Below are 18,583 nucleotides of genomic sequence, written 5' to 3' on the forward strand. Positions count from 1 at the left end.
AGACGTCGGCGTAGGCTCGAATCAACAGCGAAAATCATTGAAACGGTGGACTTTCGGAGAGTCGCGTCGAGGAGGTGATCCCGGTGGCATGGACCGGTGACCCGATCTGGCTGGCCGACGTGTTGCGTGCCGAGGGCCTGAAGGTGATCGAACACGCCGGCTGGCGCGGCCGCGGGCACGGGGACTTCCGCGACCTGCGCGGCGTGATGTGCCACCACACCGCAGGCGGCGGCCCTGACGACTGGCGGGTCGTGCAGAACGGGAGGCCTGGCCTGCCGGCGCCTCTCGCGCAACTCGTCCTCGAGCGCGACGGCACGTTCCGGGTGATCGCCGTCGGGGTGGCATGGCATGCCGGCGCCGGTTCCCATCCCGGGTGGCCGACCGACAACGCGAACTGGCATGTCATCGGGATCGAGGGCGTGAACAACGGCGTGGGTCAGGTCTGGCCGGCGGCGCAGATGGATGCCTACCGGCGTGGCTGTGCGGCGATCCTACGTCGGATCGGCCGACCCGCGTCGGATTGCGTCGGTCACAAGGAGTGGTCGTCGGAGGGCAAGATCGACCCGAACTTCGACATGGTGTCGTTCCGGGCCGAGGTCGCCCGCCTCATCGCCGGCGGCCCACCGGTACCCGTGGAGAACGAGATCGACGCCGAAGCCGTCGTTGCCCGTGCCTGGATCGGCGCCCGGCTCACACATGGGGAGCTCCCGACCGCGGACGGCATCGGACGGTTCGCCCGGTTCGCCAACGGTTCCATCTACTGGCATCCCGATGCGCGGAACGGCGAGGCTACGGCCGTTCCGGCACACCTGATGGAGACCTACGCGCAGTACGGCTACGAGACCGGATTCCTCGGCTACCCGACGCTGCGCCACACCGTCGTCCCCGGCGTCGGCGACATCCAGGCATTCGAAGGCGGCACCCTGTACCGCCGTTACGGGCACGACGGGTTCCCGGTGCGCGGTGTCATCGGCAGACGCTGGGCGGCGGAAGGCCACGAGACCGGACCCCTGGGCTGGCCGATATCCGACGAATACGACAACGGCACCGGACTCGCACAGGACTTCCAGAAGGGGCGCCTGCAGTGGGACCCGTCCGGGGTGGTCAAAGAGATGGGTCGGCGCAGCGACGCCGTGTGATCACCAGACCGTCCATACCTCAGGGTGGCGATGATCCGGCCCGGCGTGCTGACGGTGTCCTCGTAGAGGATCGCGCCCGCGTCGGCGCGGGCACCGGTCTCGTCGGGCTCCTCGGAGACCACGAGCGGCACGACGTCGGCCTCGGTGTGCAGCAACCCGTGGTGATGCCAGATCACGGACTTGGTGGACAGGTGAAACGCCCCGGGTTTGTCGGAGGCTCTCGAATCTGTGAAGGATGGAGAGCATGGCAGCACCACGGAAGTACAGCGTTGAGCTGAAGGAGCGGGCGACGCGGATGGCGGTGGAGGCCCGCAAGGACCCAGCCACGCGACCAGGGGCGCTCAAACGGATCGGCGATCAACTCGGTGTGCACCCGGAGGCGCTTCGCACCTGGGTCAAGCAGGCCGAGATCGATGGCGGGGACCGCCCGGGGACCACGACCAGCGAGGCTGAGCGGATCGCGCAGCTGGAACGGGAGAACCGGGAGTTGCGGCGGGCGAACACCATCTTGAAGCAGGCATCAGCTTTCTTTGCGGCGGAGATCGACCGCCCACAGCGTTGATCGTGGAGTTCGTCGCCGCTTTCCGCGACGAACACGGAGTCGATCCGATCTGCGCGGCCCTGCGCGACACGGCCGCCCAGATCGCTCCGTCCACAGTCCGAGCCCATCTGAGCTCTCGACGAGTCGAGGCGCCACGGGTGGTCCGTGACCGCGAGATCCTCGGTGAGATCCGCACCGTGCATGCCGACAATCTCGGCGTCTACGGTGCCCGCAAAGTCCACGGCGAACTACGCAGAAAGGGTATCGGCGTGGCCCGGTGCACCGTCGAGCGATTGATGAAAGCCGATGGGCTGCACGGGATAACGAGATCCAAGACGCGGAAGACCACGCACAGCGAGGGGGCCGAAACTCCGCAGCCGGCCGATCGTGTCGAACGGCAGTTCACCGCGGCGGCGCCCAACGCGCTGTGGGTGGCGGACCTGACCTACATCCGCACACACTCGGGGTGGGTGTATGCCGCGTTCATCCTCGACGTCTTCTCAAGGATGGTCGTGGGCTGGCAGGTCTCGACCACCATGCACACCGACCTCGCGCTCGACGCCTTGGATATGGGGTTGTGGGCGCGGTCGCGTGCCGGCCAGGGCGTGGCCGGGCTGATTCACCACTCCGACCGCGGAGTGCAGTATCGAGCCATCCGCTACACCGAACGTCTCGCCGAAGCAGACGCAGTGACTTCTGTTGGCTCCAAGGGTGATTCGTACGACAATGCGATGGCCGAGGCGTTCAACTCGTTGTTCAAGGCCGAGTGTATCCGTAACCCAGTCATGCGCCCTCGCGGTGGCTGGGGCGGTGTCGGCGAGGTCGAGATCGCCGTCGCCGAGTACATCGACTGGTTCAACCACCGCCGCCTGCACGGCGAGATCGGGCACGTCCCACCCGTCGAGTACGAGACCACCTACTGGTCGACCCACACAGTCACCAGCTACCGTGAGAACCCGGTCCCGGCAGTCGCTGGAACCAAGTAAACGAGCCCCCAGCAAACCCGGGGCGATTCAAGGTACTCCCACGCCTCGTGCTCGGGGTTACGCGTACGGATCAACGGGTCCGAGCCCTCCAGCCACCACCAGAAGTTGGTCGGACGAGGACTCCACGAGACGCCCGGAAGCCAGGTGTGGGCGGCGTTCTCACCGAGCACGACGAGCGTTCCGCCACGCTGAGGTACCGCGAGGAGCTGCGCGGTGTGCTTGCGAACGGGTTGAAGCCGGTCGGCGAGCACGACGGTGTCGAACGCGTCGAGATCCCCGTCGGCGAGATCACCGAGGTAGACGAACTCGGGCTGATGCGCGATCACCGCCGGGTCCTTCATCGTCTGCAGATGGAAGTGCGAGCCGCCGTGGACGAACGCCAGGCGCCGGCGCGAGCGCGGCGCGCGGTCGGTGCGGGCGAAGGGTTCGGCGACGGGATCGGTGGTCGTGGTCATACCTGGGCCTCCTGCTGGGCGAGCCACGTGAGCAGCTGAGGAAAGATTCGTGCGGAGGTGTTCGGGTCCTCCTGGTAGACACCAACATCGAGGCCACCGTGGACGAGCACCTGGCCGGCGCCGAGCGGATACACGTAGTCGACCGGAAGTGCGTTGCGGCCGATGCGGTTTGCCACCACCGCCCCCTCCGGCAGCTTGTCACTGTAGCCACGGGCATAGAAGCCGGACACCCCGCGTCGGAAACTGACGTCGCCCGGATCGACTCCCTCCCACACGGGATGCGCGTCGCCGGAGACGATCGCGAGGTCCTTGGGGCCGAAGTACTGCAGCTTGCGCCACTTGCCGAGGCCGGGCAGGAAACGGGTCAGGGGATGCCCCATGATCGCGACCCGGCCACCGGCGGTGACGAACTCGGTGAGCAGGTCGCGACGTCGTTCGAGGAAGATCTGGTCGCAGTTGCCGTTGATCAGCACCCCGCGGACGGTGGTCAGATCCACTTCGTCGAGCGAGTACAGGTCGACGGGCGTGACCTCAGCCGAGACGTCGGTGCCGCCGGACATGCCGGCGTTCGATCCCATGGTCAGATGCAGAACAGGTGGAAGTGACTGCGGCGCAGTCGGTTCGGTACTCATCGAGATACCCTTTCTGTAGGGAGGGCGCCGCGGGGGCTGTATCCGCGAACGTGTCATATCGGGTCGTGCCTCGGCGGCGTTCTTCGACAGGGTGCCGGGTTCGGACCGAACCAACGCGATCAGCTCGGGCATGGCGGCGCGGGCGGTCGAATCGCGGCGGTTCCGTCGGCATAGGTCAGGTGCCGCGTCTCGCGGTCGAACGTCAAGCAGCCCTCGGGCACCGAGACATCACGGCCCACCGCCGAGAAGTAACGTGCCCGGCTTCCGTCGTCGTTGGTGTCGTCACCGCCGCGGACGATCTTCCACAGCGCGTCAGGCCAATCGAGCAGCCGCGAGTCACCGCGTGCGCGTTCGTTCTGGTGTCCCATGTGCGTAACCACCACACCCTCGGATGCGCCGATCTCGGCGAGCAGCGCGTCGAACGCGACCAGAACACGGCCCGCGTCTTTGTCCTCACTCAGCCCGAGGGCATCGAGCACCGGGCGCAGGCAGTCGAGGATGACGACCTCGGCGTCGGCGAGCTGCGCGGCCCACCGCGACCGCGTAGCGGGGTCGAGAATGTCGAACGCCGACACCGCGCCGCGCAACGGCAGGACGGATACGCGGTCGGTGTTCTCGATGCTCTGCTCACGCAGCCATCGGCGCAGCGTTCGCGTGTCGAGTTCGGTGTCGATCACCGCGACCTTGCCGACCGGCGAGACGTCGAACCTGTCGAGGAACTGGCCACCATCGACCAGAGTCCGAAGCACGTTGCCGACCATCGTTGACTTGCCCGACTTGTATTGCGCGGCCAGCAGTATCCGCCCGCCGGTCGGCCACAGTTCCTCGATGCGGTACGTCGCGGTGTCGTCGGGCTGTGCCAGCAGATCGGCCAGAGTGACCGGCACAGGCGGGACCACCGCCGCCTCACGTTGTGCCGTGAGTGTGCGCGCCAGGGCGTCGATCTGCCGTCGCGCGTCCGTGTGCATCGCCGCCGCCCGCAATCGCACCTCGGCGACCTCGGGCATCGGTCAGCGCGTGCAGGGCGGCGACCTGATCGTCGGTCGCGCCTGCGCTCACCGCCTTGTCGCCGGTGATCGTCAGCGTCGGCGGATACTTCGCCGGATCGCGTTGAGCGTTGGATCGCTCGATCTTGCCCGCGAGCGTGCGTGCCCACCGTTGGCCGGTCGGCAGATCGGCGACGGCGTAATGACGACCTGCCCACCGCTTGCGGCGTTTCTCGTCGGCGTCGGCCTGCTCTCGGTCTCGGCGGTGGTTCTCGTCGGCACCTGCGGTATCGAACGGATTGTGTTCGGGGTGATCGCTCGGCAGATCGGCGCGATACACGCGCCCGTTCGGCGGTGTCGTCGCGGTATCGTTGTTCACCGCTGAACTCCTCGGGTCGTCTTGCCAGTCCGGCTTCGGTGAGCTGGGCGGGCGCTCGTATTTGTGCGGTGAATCATGCTGTTGTGCATCATGTTCGGCGGTGAGGTCGAGAGGTCCGCAACCATTCCTCGACCTCACCGCCGTTCCTGACGTGCGCTAGTTGACTTCGGTCTCACCCTCGGTGAGCAGGCGGTGGAGTGCCGCCGCCGGTACACGCAGACGCCGCACACCGAGGCGGATCGTCGGGATATGGCCGTTCTTGGCCAAGGTGTAGGCGTAGGCACGGGAGACGCCGAAGTATTCCCCGGCGGCCTCAATGCTCACGGTCGGCGGACCATCGAGCAGTGCGTCGAGGGTGCGGGCGGTGGTGTCGGTTGTGGTCGTCATGTCTACAGAGTCGGCGACTGAGTGACAGTTATCAAGGCAATCTGCTATCGTTTTGTTCATGGCACTTGATAGCGAACCCGAACCGATCAAGGGTGACGTGATCCCCGGCGGCACAAGGCGTCTCGACGATGACCTCATCGAGGTTCGTCTCGTCGGGCACGATCACCGCTATGTGGTCAGGGTCGATCTCGACGGCCCGGCACCGCGTCTCACCGAATTGCGGGTCGTCGCGGACACCCCCGACGCCGAGATCGACCCCTCGACGATCCGACAGGTGCCGGTCCGCCGACTTGCCGCCGCTGCGGCGCGATTCGTTGCCCATGGTGACGGCGCGTTCGTCACCGCCGATGAGGTCGCCGACCCGACCCTGACCTCACGTCCCGAGGTTGCCGAACGTCGCGGACGCCGCCCGCGACTCGATGACGACCATTACCGGCAGGTCGCCGTCCTGCTCACCGAGGCACGTCGGCTCGGGTATTCACCCCGCGAGTACGTCGCCGAACAGATGCACGCGGCGATCCCGACCGTCGATAGATGGATTCGTGAGGCCAAGCGACGCGGTGACCTGCGCCGCGACTGGTCAACCGCCGACTGACCCGACACCGACACACAGCACACCGAGGAGAACCCGACATGACTTCCGACAACACCCGCAAGCGCGGCCAGCGGACCGATGACGGACTGACCAAGCTGTCCGACGGACGTTGGCGAGCACGTCCGACGCTGGGCACCGATCCCGTGACGGGCAAGCAGGTCCGGCCCTATAAGACGTTCTTGACCAAGGGCGCGGCCCGCGATTGGATCACCGACCAGCGCAAACAGTGGGATGCGCGGACGTGGGCGGCGAAGTCCGAACGGACCTTTGACGATGTGGCCGATCATTGGCTCAAGGTCCGTGAGGCCGACGACGGCACCCGTGAGAACACGATCCGCGCTGACCGTGAGTCACTGGCCTACTCACGTCGGGCGTTCGGATCGGTGTCGGTGCAGAAGTTGACCCCCCGAGGTACTTATCGACTGGTCGCTCAACCTGACGACTAAGCCGACGACCAACGCCGACGGCACCCCCAAGCCGGGCCGACCCCTCGCGGCCTCGACCAAGCGGCGGGCCGTGGTCACGATCAAGGCCGTGATGGCGCACGCAATGCGGATGCGGTGGATCAGCCACGATCCGAGGCAGCACCTCGACGAGCCGACGCAGAAGGTCATCGTGGCCGTCGCCGAGGGCGACATCTGGACACCCGAACAGATGTCGGCGTTCCTCGGCTCGGTGGCCGATCACCGCCTCGCGGGGTGTTTCGCCCTGCCCCTGCTCGGTCTGCGTCGTGAGGAGATCGGCGGGTTGCGGTGGTCCGATCTCGACCTAGTAGTGCCCCATAGAGTGGTGTAACTCGGTGGCCGAGATCGTGTCTGACGCTGTGTTGTTGACCGATGCAAAGCGGCCACCGCGTGATCCTTCGAGTCAACCTTCCACAGAATCCTCGAGGAGTCATCGCGATGACCGCACCCCATATTGTCGACCCTGCCGGCCTACTCGGCCAAGCCCTCGCAGACGCGTCACCGGATCTGATGCGCGAACTGCTACAGACTATGATCAACGCCCTGCTCTCGGCGGATGCCGACGCCGTGTGCGGTGCCGAATGGAACGCACGATCTGCCGAACGCACCAACCGCCGCAACGGCTACCGTCACCGCCCCCTCGACACCCGGGTCGGCACCGTCGACGTCGCCATTCCGAAGCTACGCTCGGGCAGCTACTTTCCCGAGTGGCTCCTCGAACGTCGCAAGCGGGCCGAGTCAGCGCTGATCACCGTCGTGGCCGACTGCTACCTGGCCGGTGTATCGACCCGCCGGATGGACAAACTGGTCAAGACACTCGGCATCGACTCACTGTCGAAGTCGCAGGTCTCACGCATGGCCGAAGACCTCGACGAACAGGTCACCGCATTCCGGCACCGCCGCCTCGACGAAACCGGACCGTTCACCTTCGTCACCGCCGATGCGTTGACGATCAAAGTTCGTGAGAACAAACAGGTCGTCAAGGCCGTCGTGCTGCTGGCGACCGGCGTCAATGGCGACGGCCACCGCGAGGTGTTGGGCATGCAGGTGGCCACCAGTGAGACCAAGGCATCGTGGAACACCTTCTTCGCCGACCTGGTGGCCCGCGGCCTGGGCGGGGTGCGCTTGGTGACCTCCGATGCTCATGCCGGGCTCATCGAGGCGATCGCAGCGAACCTGCCCGGCGCGGTATGGCAGCGCTGCCGCACCCACTACGCCGCCAACCTCATGGCAGTATGCCCCAAGTCCATGTGGCCGGCGGTAAAAGCGATGCTGCACAGCGTGTATGACCAGCCCACCGCCACCGCGGTGCACGAGCAGTTCGACCGGCTCCTCGAATACACCGACGGCCGATTGCCCGAGGTCGCCGACCACCTCGGCGACGCCCGCGAGGACCTGCTCGCCTTCACCGAGTTCCCCGACGACGTGTGGCGCCAGATCTGGTCTAACAACCCCACCGAACGGCTCAACCGCGAGATCCGCCGCCGCACCGACGTTGTGGGCATCTTCCCCAACCGCGACGCCATCATCCGCCTCATCGGCGCCGTCCTGGCCGAACAGACCGACGAATGGGCCGAAGGCCGCCGCTACCTCGGACTCGAAGTCCTCAGCCGCTGCCGACTTACCCTGACCACCGACACCCCAACACCGACGGAGGCGACCACCGATCCACTGATGCAACTACCCGCCTGACCCCCCCGAAGGATCAGAAACGAGTTACACCACTACTCGGGGCTTGACCCTCGACCTCGACGCGGGAACGCTGCGGATTCGTCAGGCTCGGGTCGATGTCAACGGTCACGATGTCATCGGCGATCCGAAGAATGCCCGGTCGGTGCGTGACCTGCCGATCCCGCCGCGTGAGCTGGCCATCGTCAAGGCGATGCGGACCTCGCACCTGCGTGAGCGCACGGCCGTGGGCCGACCGATGACCGACGGCGATCTGTTGCTCTCGCGGATCGACGGGTCACCGCTGCCCGTCCGCGACTACACTCGGTTGTTCACCGACCGGCGCAAGGCGGCGGGGCTGCCCTCGATCACGCTGCGGAACCTGCGTCACTCCTCGGTCTCGCGGATGCGGGCGGCGGGTGTCCCTGCCGATGTCGTCGCGGCGTGGCATGGCCACAGCGAACGCATGACGACGGCGGTCTACGGGCGCGTGAGCGACGACCGGTTGAAAGCGGCGGCGACGGTGCTTTCGCGCGCAGGAATTCTCTAAGTTGCGTGCGCGTGCGCTCTGCTGCTCAGACTCCCGCCTGGAGAGGGCCTCCTGACGCGGTCTGAGGGTCGTCCGCCACAATCGACAGCCGGTAGCCAGATGTCAGAGCCTCCAGTGTTACCCAATTATCGACGTAACTCGTTTGGCGAAGCAGCGCGTTCATTGGACCCCATTTGAGGACGGTCGTAAAGTTGCCCTGCCCCGCTTCACGGCTGACGTCATGGTCAACGCGAAATGTCATGACGCCCAACGCGTCACCTAGAACGAACACCTCGACTGGCACTTCCGTGTAGTCCACATTTGGTTTGTCAACGTCTGCATGCCAGGTCTCCAGACCAAAGAACTCGTACCGAAAATAGGTAGTCTGGTCGATCTCATGCCCGCTCATCGTCAAGCGGAGTGCGCCGGTTAGGTTGGTTCCTGCTGACGGCCCCAGTTGCTGCGCGTCGGACCTCTTCAGTTTCTTCGACCAACGACGAACGACCTCGCCCGAAATTGCCACGGCGGCGGTAGCAGACTGTGCTGGCGTCGCCGTCTCACCCTGCTTACCACGCGGACCCTTCTTTCTGGTCCGACTGACACCGAACACCGCACCGGGGGTCGAGCCGACCGCACTGTTGCCAGCCGATTGGCGGCGCACGTCTTCGTCGCCGATTCGATACAGCTCGCTAGCGACGACGGCTTCGAGAGTTTCCGGAGTTAGCTCGACGCAGCACTCGGCGTCGGACCGCAACAGGTGAATCCACTCCTCAACTTGGGTGACCATGTGGTCGGTTGGAACAGTATCGAGGACCAGGCCGGCCTCGTAGTTGCGGAAGACCCCACCAGCTGTGAGGTTGTTTGAGCCTACAAAGATCCGCGCGCGGGAAGCGGACCGCGACAAATATACCTTGGGATGGAAGGTCCTCCCCGCGGAGTCGAAGAACACCTCGACCCTGTCGCACAGCGCAAGAGCAAGCTCCAGCCCTTGCCGGGTCGCGCCGCCCTCGCTAATTCCCACGATCATTGAGATCGAACCTCCACGAGCCCTGATCTTCCGAAGGTCGCTCTCAATGAGGCTCAGGCCAGACCGCTTGGCCCACGCGACAACAATCGTGACGATCTGTGCTTCCTCATCGTCTGCACCGCCAACTGAGGCAAACCAGTCGTCGAGACTGGTGCCATCCTTCCAAGGCTGAACTGCCAAATGCATGGTCACAGGTAGATTCTCATGTGTCACACACGTAACACCTACTCGACACACCGCAGCCCGCACCAAGCGATGTCGTAGCGCCGTGCGAGCATGCAAACGTGAAGACCGCAGATCAGCTTGACTCACAGAAGCTCAGAGGCGGCTTCTACTCGCCTCCAGCCCTCGTCGATATGTGTCTCGACCGAGTCAGCGCGCTGACTCAAGGTCGTACGGGCTTGCAACTTCTGGAACCTAGCGCAGGCGACGGTGCATTCGTCCGGGGGCTCCAGCGACACGAACTCGTGGATCAGATCAGTCGCCTATCGGCTGTGGAGTTGGTCGGCGAGGAGGCTCGGTCCTGTCACCAGGCAATGATCAGTAGTGGCATCCCTGGTGACGTACAGACCGGTAGTTTCTTCGAGCCGAAGAACTCGTCGGTCGGTGCCGGTTTCGACATAGCAGTTGGCAACCCCCCGTTCCTGAGATTCCAATTCGTTTCAGCTTCGGACCAATTGAGCATTAAGCAACTCGCAGAAACGCTGGGCATCTCCTTCACGCGGGTGGCGAATCTATGGATCCCGTTGTTCTTGGGGGCGCTTGCCCGGCTACGAGCTGGCGGTGTCTTTGCGTTCATTATCCCAGCAGAGTGTCTGACTGGTATCTCGGCAAAGGTCGTGAGGGACTGGCTCATACAGAACTGCGAGGAACTTCAGATGGACATGTTTCCCGTTGGGTCGTTTCCGGGAGTGCTCCAAGAGGTCGTCGTTCTCAGTGGGCGAGTCGCACCAGGGCAACGCTGCGAGACGAAGGTCACGGTGATTGACCACTCAACGGAGTCGCGTTGGATTCACGCCGTCAGCGAGACAGCGACTACGTGGACGAGCCTATTGCTAGCACCGCACCAACTGTCTGCATTTGACGTTGCCCGTGAGGCAGAGTGCGTAATACCTCTGGGTACCGTCGCGCGCCTCAGTGTCGCAACTGTCACGGGTGCCAACGACTACTTTTCCTACAACGACACAACGCGGGACAACTACGAACTCGGGGCTTGGTCACGCCCGCTCCTCGCCCGCACGAGGCAGGCGCCCGGTTTGGAGTTCACAGAGCGCGACCTGCAAACCAACCGCGCGTCAGGAGTCTCGACATGGCTGCTTGACACATCCTTCGGACCCTGTGACCCGGCCGAATCGCCAGGTCCGAGCCAGTACTTCGAACTCGGAGAGGCGCTCGACCTCCACACTCGATACAAGTGCCGGATTCGAAGTCCTTGGTATCGGGTTCCGGTGGTTTCGCCGGGAGACCTCATGCTCTCGAAGCGGTCGCATCATTACCCTCGACTGATCCGCAATGTGGCCGGTGTCGTAACTACCGACACCATCTATCAAGGCGTGATGCTCAGTGGATACCGCCGCCGATCACAGGACCTGGTGGGATCGTTCCACAACTCGATAACGCTCTTGACCGCCGAACTCTACGGTAGGAGCTTCGGCGGTGGAGTCCTCGAACTGGTGCCCTCGGAGATAAGGTCCCTGCTTGTGCCGCTGGCGACTATTTCAAAGGACGAGCTGAGTGAGCTGGACTCGGTTGTGCGCAGCAAGGGTGCAGACTCCGCACTCCTTATCGACCGGACCGACGAGCTCATTTCGGCCAAGTTTCCAGAGTTGACACCCGAGGTACTTCGGGCGGTGAGAGAGGCGCGAGACCATTTGATGAATCGCCGCTTGGATCGCAACCAGTCTGCTGGCCTCCAGTACGCAGCATCGTGAACTGGCCACGGCACAACTCTCCCGGCACCCTAGGCAATAGTTAGGCAATCCGGCGGCGGTAGGCAACGACCCCGACAACGACGAAACCCGTTCCGACGCAGGTCGGAACGGGTTTCTCATCTGTGGAGCTAAGGGGACTCGAACCCCTGACCCCCACACTGCCAGTGTGGTGCGCTACCAGCTGCGCCATAGCCCCGTATTTTTTTGTTCCGCCCTGTTCAAGGGCACTGTGAAAGTTACACCACTGCCTCGACGGCGACCAAATCCGCAGGAACCGGGCCCATTGCGGGGCCCGGTCCCCTTGGATCAGGACTTGTTGCCGGACAGGATTCCGTCGAGCCAGCCGGTGCCGTCGAGCAGTCCTTCGACGGGTTTGCCGTCGTGGAGGACGCTCGGGGTGCCGACTTGGCCGGCGGCCTTCTTCAGTTCGTCGCTCGACGTGGTGGCGTTCGCTTCGGCCTGCGCGACCTTCTCGTTGTCGGTGATGCACTTGGCGGTCGCAGGCGTCGCGCCCTGCGAGGTCGCCAGGCGCGCCAGTTCGGGGCTGGTGATGTTGCCGGTGCCGTCCTCGGCCGGCTGGGCGGCGAACAGTGCGCTGTGGAACCGGAGGAACAGGTCGGTGTTCTGTTCCTGCGCCACACAGGTCAGCGCGCCCGCGGCCCGGGAGCTGTAGTCACCGGTCGCCGACCGCGAGTTCAGGAAGTTGAGCGTGTGATAGCGCACCCGCAGCTTGCCCTCGGTGACCGCGGCGGTGATCGCAGGTCCCGACTGCTGCTCGAACATCTTGCACACCGGGCACAGGGGATCCTCGAAGACATCGATCAGCGGGGCGTTCTCGGGTCCGACGATCATCGTCGAACTGGCGGCGAGTGCGGACTGGTCCGCGGTTCCCTTGTCACGACCGCTCCACCAGATCCCGCCGATGACCAGGCCCGCGATCACCAGGACCGCGATGCCTCCGAGAACGTAGGTCATCGTGCTCGACGGCGCGCTCGGCTGATACTTCGATGTGGTGGCGCGGGGCACGGAGGCTCCCGACTTACGCTTTTCGCTCACGTAACGACAATATCCGCGCCGTACTGATAATCGGCTGAGTAGATACAGCCGAAGAGCACCGATTACGTGCCGCTTTCGCGATGATCTCGACACGGCTCGACCGGCGGGGGAAGTCGCGCCCGGCGGCTCGTTCCATACGTCGTTACGCTCGCCGGGTGACCAACAGCGATGTCGACGAGGAAATGAACCCGATCAGCCATGAGCACCCGGACGTCTCGGGCGGCCGGGTGCGCGCGGCGACCTTCGGCGCGATGGACGGGTTGGTCACCAACATCAGCCTCGTTGCCGGCGTCGGAGGGGCGGGGGCCAGTGCGCACACGATCGTCCTGTCGGGTGTCGCCGGGCTGATCGCGGGCGCGTTCTCGATGGCCCTCGGTGAGTTCACCTCGGTGTCGACGCAGAACGAGCAACTCGACGCCGAGGTGGATGTCGAACGCTCCGAGATCGCGAAAAATCCCCGTGGGGAACTCAACGAACTCGTCGAGATGTTCACCGAGATGGGTATGACCGAGGAGACCGCGACCACCGCGGCGCACGAGATCCATCGGGACCCCGAGTGCGCGGTCGACGTCCACATCACGCAGGAACTCGGCGTCGCCCCGTCGGACAAGCCGTCGCCGTGGGTGGCGGCGATCTCGTCGTTCGTGATGTTCGGCGTCGGCGGCGTCGTCCCGCTGATCCCCTACCTGCTCGGGTTCTCCTCATTGATCCTCGGCCTGTCGGTCGGCGCCGTCGGCCTGCTCATCGCCGGAGGCGTCGCCGCCTACGTCACCCGCCATCCGATCGCCCGGGGCGCGCTGCGTCAGCTGTGCTTCGGCGCGATCGCCGCCGGCGCCACCTATCTGGTGGGCCTGGCGATCGGCGTCCCCGCGGGCGGTTGATCAGCTCCCGAGAGCGGTGTCGACGACCTGCTGCGCCTCCTTCTGCACCTGCGCGAGATGCTCAGGGCCCTTGAAGGATTCGGCGTAGATCTTGTAGACGTCCTCGGTTCCGGACGGCCGAGCGGCGAACCACGCGTTCTCGGTGGTGACCTTCAGACCGCCGATCGCCGCCCCGTTGCCGGGTGCGGTCGTCATGACCGCGGAGATCGGTTCACCGGCGAGTTCGGTGGCCTTCACCTGCTCCGGCGACAGTTTCGACAGCACCGCCTTCTGCTCGCGCGAGGCGGGCGCGTCGATACGGGCATAGGAGGTCTCCCCGTACTGCTCGGCGAGTTCGGCGTACCGCTGCGACGGTGTCTTTCCGGTGACGGCCAGGATCTCCGAGGCGAGCAGCGCCATGATGATGCCGTCCTTGTCGGTCGACCACGGCGTGCCGTCGAACATGAGGAACGACGCCCCGGCGCTCTCCTCGCCACCGAAGGCGACGCGTCCGGAGAGCAGTCCGTCGACGAACCACTTGAAACCGACGGGCACCTCCAGCAGCGGCCGCCCGATCCCGGTGACCACCCGGTCGATCAGCGACGACGACACCAGCGTCTTGCCGACCGCCGCCTGCTCCGACCACTGCGGACGATGCGTGAACAGGTAGTCGATGGCCACCGCGAGGTAGTGGTTCGGATTCATCAGGCCGGCGTCGGGCGTGACGATCCCGTGGCGGTCGGAGTCGGCGTCGTTGCCGGTCGCGATGTCGAAGGAGTCGCGCGCGGAGATCAGCGACGCCATCGCGTTCGCCGACGAGCAGTCCATCCGGATCTTGCCGTCGGTGTCGAGCGTCATGAAAGAGAACGTCGGGTCGACGGTCGGATTGACGACGGTGAGGTGTTCGAGGTTGTAGCGCAGCCCGAGGTGGGCCCAGTACCCGACCGACGCACCACCGAGCGGATCGGCACCGATGTGGATGTCGGCGTCACGGATTGCTTTCATGTCGACGACGTCGCCGAGGCCTTCGATGTAGTCGAGCAGGAACGAATAGTCCTGGATGTACTCGCTGGATCGGGCTCGTTCGAAGGGGATCCGCTTGACGCCGTCGAGTTTCGCCGCGAGCAGGTCGTTGGCGCGGGCGGCGATGACCGACGTGATGGAGGTGTCGGCCGGACCTCCGGTCGGTGGGTTGTACTTGAACCCACCGTCGCGGGGCGGGTTGTGCGACGGCGTCACCACGATGCCGTCGGCGAGCACGCCGGGGTTGTCCTTGTTGAACGTCAGGATGGCCCGACTGACCGCGGGCGTCGGGGTGAACGAGTCGTCCTCGGCGGTCAGCACCGACACCTCGTTGGCCGCGAGAACCTCGAGCGCGGTCCGCCACGCCGGTATCGACAAAGCGTGAGTATCGAAACCGATGAACAGCGGACCCGTGATTCCGGCGCCGCGCCGGTATTCGACGATGGCCTGCGTCGTTGCGAGAATGTGCGCCTCGTTGAATGCGGTGTCGAAACTCGAACCCCGATGACCGGAGGTCCCGAACACGACCTGCTGCAACGGGTCCGACGGATCTGGGACGTTGTCGTAATAGGCACGCTCGAGTGCCTCCACGTCGACGCGGTCTTCGGGCAGGGCCAATGTTCCAGCGCGGGAATGTGCCATATCGGCGATTCTGCCATCAAGATCGGAATTCGCCCGTGCGACGACACCAATTAGCGAGTCTCACAGACCGGTCCATATTCCATCCGGAATCGAATCGCTAGGGTGAAACGATCGTCGACGTGCCGTTGGAGGCCTGCCAGACCATGTTGAATCCCGGTCCACTGCGACTGCTCTCCCCCGGCCTGTTCTCGACCCGGCGTGACCCGGCCGGCCTTCTCGTCCTGGTGCTGCCCGGCGGCACCGACGACAGTCGCAAGCCGTTCAGTCCGTGGCAGGGGTCGGCGTTGCGCATGTACCCGTTCACATGGTCGCTGCGGTTCCGCTACCGACGGACGGTGCGTGTGCACCAGGTGCGGTACCGCGTCTACGGCTGGAACGGCGACGAGAGCAGCCCGATGCTCCCGGCCCGCGCAACCCTCGACGAGATGTGCCGACGCCACCCCGGCGTACCGGTCGTGGCGATCGGCCACTCGATGGGCGGCCGGGTCGCCGCGCAGCTGGCCGCCGACCGCCGGGTCATCGGCGTTCTCGCCCTTGCCCCCTGGTGGCAGCACGCCGACTGGCGACACATCCAGCCCGGTGCCCGCGTGGTGGCCGTCCACGGCGACGCCGACGAACGCACCTTCGCCAAGCGCACCCGGAAGGGCATCGACGAGTTGTCCGCGCAGGGCGTCGACGCCGAGTTCGTCAATGTTCCCGACGGCGGCCACGCGATGCTCGATCACATCGGCCTCTGGCAGCGCAGCGCACTCGAGTTCGTCGGCGAGCGCCTGGCCGTTGTGCACCGTAAGTAGACTTCACAGGCTGAAGTCTCCGGTCCCCGGCGGCCCGCACCACGAAGGAGTCCATCGCATGAGCGCGATCACCGTCACCGATCAGGGCACCCAGATCTCCTTCACCATCGACGACGTGACCCGATACCACGGTCCCGGCTTCCCGGGCGGCGTCGCGCACGCGTTCAAGGTCCTCGAGCGAGCTCTGCCACGACTCGGTGAACCCGGCTCGGTCGAGCGCCGTGACATCGTCGTGGCCACGGCACATACCGGGCCCGGTGTACGGGACACCTTCGAGATGGTCACCCGCGCGGTGACCGAGAACCGTTTCACCGTCGACTCCGCACTGGAGCGCAACGACCGCGGCGCGACGCTCGAGCGCTACGTCTTCGAACTGTCCTGTGGCGACCGGAAGGTCCGGCTGGAGATCCGCGAGGGGTTCGTGACCGATGAGTTCATCGCGCTGGCCCGGCAGGCAGAGCGCACCGCCGAGGAGGAGGCGCGCCTGACCTACCTCAAGCAGGAGATGGCGGATCGGCTCCTGGCCGCGCCGGCCGAGGCGGTCTACGACGTGGTGGACGGCTGACACCCCCCACGTCGGTCCCCGTTCACTCCTGTCGCCGAGCTCCGGACAGTTCTTCGACGAACTCCGGGTAGAACTCGACGTAGGTGTCGCCGGAGAGCACGTACATCGGGTCGTCACCGGTCTCGGAGTAGGCCTGCTTGCGAAGTTCGGTGCGCATGTTCTTGAAGGTCGACGTGTGCTCGAGCTGGTCGACGATCCGCACGAACAGCGGCACCGCGTAACTCGGCAGCCCCTTCCGGACGTGTGCGGCGAAGCCCGCGGCGTCGAACTCCTGACCATCGTGGAGGCTCACCGCCGCCATGCCGGCCTTGCCGTCGACGCCGGGCACCGGAACACCGAAGACGACGGCTTCCTCGACCGAGTCGTGCGCGTCCACCACGGCCTCGACCTCCGTGGTGGCGACGTTCTCACCCTTCCAGCGGAAGGTGTCACCGATGCGGTCGACGAATCCGATGTGGTGGAAGCCCTGGTCGCGGACGACGTCGCCACTGTTGAACCACTGGTCGCCTTTCTTGCGGGCGTCGCGGACGATCTTCTTCTCGGTGGCCTTCGGGTCGGTGTAACCGTCGAAGGGGACGCGCGAGTTGATCTGCGCGAGAAGCAGTCCCGTGCCGCCCTTGCCGACCTTCTGCACCCGACCGTCGGGTCCGCGCAGCGGTTCGCCGGTCTCCTCGTCGTACTCGACGACGATGTACGGCAGCGGCGAGAAGCCCGCGGTCTTCGACAGCCCGAAGACGTTGACGAAGCCGATGTTGGCCTCGCTGGCCGCGTACAGCTCGACGATGCGGTCGATGCCGAAACGTCCGGTGAAGTCGTCCCAGATGTCGGGGCGCAGGCCGTTGCCGACGGCGAGCCGGACGCGGTGAGCGCGGTCCGTCGGCTTCGGCGGCTGTGCAAGGAGATACCGGCACAGCTCGCCGATGTAGCTGAACGCGGTGGCGTCGTTCTCGATGAGCTCGTCGAAGAAGCGGGACGCCGAGAACTGCTTGCCGATCGCGAGGCAGGCGCCGGAAGAGAGCACCGACGACAGCGAGATCGTGAGCGCGTTGTTGTGGTAGAAGGGCAGCGCCGTGTACATCACGTCGTCGCTGCGCAGACGGATACCGAGACCGCCGATACCGTTCATGGCCACCAGCCAGCGGTAGTGACTCAGCTTGCTGGCCTTCGGATATCCGGTGGTGCCGGAGGTGAAGATCAGGATCGCGGTCGACCCGACCTCGACGGATTCGGTGGCCTTCGGATTGACCGGCGAGCACGGCGCGACCAGCGACGGCAGCTTCTCGAAGGTGAATTCCTTTGCCGGACGGGAGCTCTGCGGCACCGAGTCGAGAGCCTCGACCAGATCTTCCTGGTACAGAACAACCTTGGCGTCGAGGAGCCCCAGGCTGTGCTCGAGCACCGCGCCGCGCTGGTGGAAGTTGATCATGCCGCAGATGGCGCCGATCTTGACGATGCCGAGCATCGCGATCACGACGTCAGGGTGGTTCTTCGACAGCACCGCCACCACGTCGCCCTTGCCGACGCCCTCTCGCGTCAGGAAGTCGGCGAGGCGGTTGGCCCGGGCGTTGGCCTCGCGGTAGCTGATCGACGAGCCCTCGAAGCGCAAGAAGTCGCGGTCGGGGTACTTGTCGACGGACTGCTGGAAACGCTTGCCGATCGACATCTTTGTCGTCGGCGGCTTGGGCAGCATCTCCGGCAGCACACGCAGAACGGCCCCGATGTCCTTGCGCAGCGATGCGACGCCCGCTGCCATGTCGGCGAGACGGATGTCGGGCAGGAGCCCGGTCCCCGAAGCGTGATCAACCATTCAAAGCCTCCCCAGTCTGTGTTCGACGACACACACCATAGCCGGAGATCCGCCACAATGGAACGCAAGGATCGATTCGTTCCAACCAAAAACCGACCCTTCGTCTTGGCGTTGCAG

Annotated in this window: 19 protein-coding genes, 1 tRNA gene, 1 pseudogene and 1 other annotated feature; of the genes and pseudogenes, 11 read left to right on the forward strand and 10 right to left on the reverse strand. The window is 65.3% G+C overall.

Translation table 11 applies throughout. The features are described 5' to 3' along the window. The first annotated feature begins 83 nt into the window (after positions 1 to 83). A complete protein-coding gene (locus GKZ92_RS16770; RefSeq protein WP_155225455.1) occupies positions 84 to 1,139 on the forward strand; it encodes an N-acetylmuramoyl-L-alanine amidase in 1,056 nt (351 codons plus the stop codon). A 244-nt stretch (positions 1,140 to 1,383) separates the two neighbouring features. Next, positions 1,384 to 2,666: pseudogene (locus GKZ92_RS16775) on the forward strand (IS3 family transposase). Beyond that, positions 1,662 to 1,790, forward strand: a sequence feature (AL1L pseudoknot). It overlaps the preceding pseudogene by 129 nt. On the opposite strand, the gene GKZ92_RS16780 reads toward GKZ92_RS16775, so the two are convergent. From GKZ92_RS16780 to GKZ92_RS16800, 5 genes are all read right to left on the reverse strand, one after another. Further along, entirely contained in the window at positions 2,624 to 3,121 is a 498-nt protein-coding gene (locus tag GKZ92_RS16780; RefSeq protein ID WP_230461822.1) for a hypothetical protein, read from the reverse strand. The pseudogene GKZ92_RS16775 and the gene GKZ92_RS16780 overlap by 43 nt on opposite strands. Continuing rightward, positions 3,118 to 3,753: a hypothetical protein gene (locus GKZ92_RS16785; protein ID WP_155225456.1), complete on the reverse strand. Its 636-nt coding sequence runs from the start codon at positions 3,751 to 3,753 to the stop codon at positions 3,118 to 3,120. The genes GKZ92_RS16780 and GKZ92_RS16785 overlap by 4 nt, the downstream gene beginning before the upstream one ends. A gap of 119 nt (positions 3,754 to 3,872) precedes the next feature. Then, positions 3,873 to 4,721: an AAA family ATPase gene (locus GKZ92_RS16790; RefSeq protein ID WP_230461823.1), complete on the reverse strand. Its 849-nt coding sequence runs from the start codon at positions 4,719 to 4,721 to the stop codon at positions 3,873 to 3,875. Then, entirely contained in the window at positions 4,660 to 5,118 is a 459-nt protein-coding gene (locus tag GKZ92_RS16795) for a hypothetical protein (RefSeq protein ID WP_155225458.1), read from the reverse strand. The genes GKZ92_RS16790 and GKZ92_RS16795 overlap by 62 nt, the downstream gene beginning before the upstream one ends. Positions 5,119 to 5,274: 156 nt before the next feature. Continuing rightward, entirely contained in the window at positions 5,275 to 5,505 is a 231-nt protein-coding gene (locus GKZ92_RS16800) for a helix-turn-helix domain-containing protein (RefSeq protein ID WP_155225459.1), read from the reverse strand. A gap of 58 nt (positions 5,506 to 5,563) precedes the next feature. Between GKZ92_RS16800 and GKZ92_RS16805 the strand changes: the two genes are divergently transcribed. The 5 genes from GKZ92_RS16805 (at position 5,564) to GKZ92_RS16820 (ending at position 8,782) form a co-directional block, all read left to right on the forward strand. Beyond that, positions 5,564 to 6,100: a hypothetical protein gene (locus GKZ92_RS16805; protein WP_155225460.1), complete on the forward strand. Its 537-nt coding sequence runs from the start codon at positions 5,564 to 5,566 to the stop codon at positions 6,098 to 6,100. 38 nt (positions 6,101 to 6,138) lie between these two features. After that, the gene (locus GKZ92_RS23775) at positions 6,139 to 6,546 is read left to right on the forward strand and encodes a hypothetical protein (protein ID WP_230461824.1); all 408 of its coding nucleotides are present in this window, start codon (positions 6,139 to 6,141) and stop codon (positions 6,544 to 6,546) included. Positions 6,547 to 6,634: 88 nt separating this feature from the next. Then, the gene (locus GKZ92_RS23780) at positions 6,635 to 6,895 is read left to right on the forward strand and encodes a hypothetical protein (RefSeq protein ID WP_230461825.1); all 261 of its coding nucleotides are present in this window, start codon (positions 6,635 to 6,637) and stop codon (positions 6,893 to 6,895) included. A 107-nt stretch (positions 6,896 to 7,002) separates the two neighbouring features. Continuing rightward, positions 7,003 to 8,256 carry an IS256 family transposase gene (locus GKZ92_RS16815; protein ID WP_155225461.1) on the forward strand — a complete coding sequence of 418 codons (1,254 nt, stop codon included), beginning with the start codon at positions 7,003 to 7,005 and terminating at the stop codon, positions 8,254 to 8,256. Positions 8,257 to 8,299: 43 nt separating this feature from the next. Continuing rightward, on the forward strand, positions 8,300 to 8,782 hold the full coding sequence (locus tag GKZ92_RS16820; protein ID WP_230461826.1) for a tyrosine-type recombinase/integrase: 483 nt from the start codon (positions 8,300 to 8,302) through the stop codon (positions 8,780 to 8,782). Positions 8,783 to 8,807: 25 nt separating this feature from the next. Here GKZ92_RS16820 and GKZ92_RS16825 read toward each other — a convergent pair whose 3' ends face one another. Continuing rightward, a complete protein-coding gene (locus GKZ92_RS16825) occupies positions 8,808 to 9,980 on the reverse strand; it encodes a phospholipase D family protein (protein ID WP_155225462.1) in 1,173 nt (390 codons plus the stop codon). Positions 9,981 to 10,072: 92 nt separating this feature from the next. Between GKZ92_RS16825 and GKZ92_RS16830 the strand changes: the two genes are divergently transcribed. Further along, positions 10,073 to 11,719, forward strand: a complete 1,647-nt coding sequence (locus GKZ92_RS16830) for an Eco57I restriction-modification methylase domain-containing protein (protein WP_155225463.1) — start codon at positions 10,073 to 10,075, stop codon at positions 11,717 to 11,719. A 123-nt stretch (positions 11,720 to 11,842) separates the two neighbouring features. Here GKZ92_RS16830 and GKZ92_RS16835 read toward each other — a convergent pair. Continuing rightward, positions 11,843 to 11,915, reverse strand: a tRNA-Ala gene (locus GKZ92_RS16835). 110 nt (positions 11,916 to 12,025) lie between these two features. After that, complete coding sequence (locus GKZ92_RS16840; protein WP_005198469.1) at positions 12,026 to 12,775, reverse strand: DsbA family protein; 750 nt, start codon at positions 12,773 to 12,775, stop codon at positions 12,026 to 12,028. A 182-nt stretch (positions 12,776 to 12,957) separates the two neighbouring features. Here GKZ92_RS16840 and GKZ92_RS16845 point away from each other — a divergent pair, with 182 nt between their 5' ends. Continuing rightward, positions 12,958 to 13,656 carry a VIT1/CCC1 transporter family protein gene (locus GKZ92_RS16845; protein WP_155225733.1) on the forward strand — a complete coding sequence of 233 codons (699 nt, stop codon included), beginning with the start codon at positions 12,958 to 12,960 and terminating at the stop codon, positions 13,654 to 13,656. On the opposite strand, the gene pgm is transcribed toward GKZ92_RS16845, so the two are convergent. Further along, the gene (pgm, locus tag GKZ92_RS16850; RefSeq protein ID WP_155225464.1) at positions 13,657 to 15,300 is read right to left on the reverse strand and encodes a phosphoglucomutase (alpha-D-glucose-1,6-bisphosphate-dependent); all 1,644 of its coding nucleotides are present in this window, start codon (positions 15,298 to 15,300) and stop codon (positions 13,657 to 13,659) included. A 143-nt stretch (positions 15,301 to 15,443) separates the two neighbouring features. Between pgm and GKZ92_RS16855 the strand changes: the two genes are divergently transcribed. Together GKZ92_RS16855 and GKZ92_RS16860 are read left to right on the forward strand one after the other, a co-directional pair. Further along, the gene (locus GKZ92_RS16855; RefSeq protein ID WP_035751018.1) at positions 15,444 to 16,094 is read left to right on the forward strand and encodes an alpha/beta fold hydrolase; all 651 of its coding nucleotides are present in this window, start codon (positions 15,444 to 15,446) and stop codon (positions 16,092 to 16,094) included. Between the two features lie 58 nt (positions 16,095 to 16,152). Continuing rightward, the gene (locus tag GKZ92_RS16860) at positions 16,153 to 16,659 is read left to right on the forward strand and encodes a hypothetical protein (RefSeq protein ID WP_006360821.1); all 507 of its coding nucleotides are present in this window, start codon (positions 16,153 to 16,155) and stop codon (positions 16,657 to 16,659) included. A gap of 22 nt (positions 16,660 to 16,681) precedes the next feature. On the opposite strand, the gene GKZ92_RS16865 is transcribed toward GKZ92_RS16860, so the two are convergent. Beyond that, a complete protein-coding gene (locus GKZ92_RS16865) occupies positions 16,682 to 18,466 on the reverse strand; it encodes a long-chain-acyl-CoA synthetase (protein WP_006360820.1) in 1,785 nt (594 codons plus the stop codon). Between the last annotated feature and the right edge of the window lie 117 nt (positions 18,467 to 18,583).

The sequence above is a fragment of the Gordonia sp. 135 genome (assembly GCF_009720185.1).
In the GTDB taxonomy this organism is placed as follows: Bacteria; Actinomycetota; Actinomycetes; order Mycobacteriales; family Mycobacteriaceae; genus Gordonia; species Gordonia alkanivorans.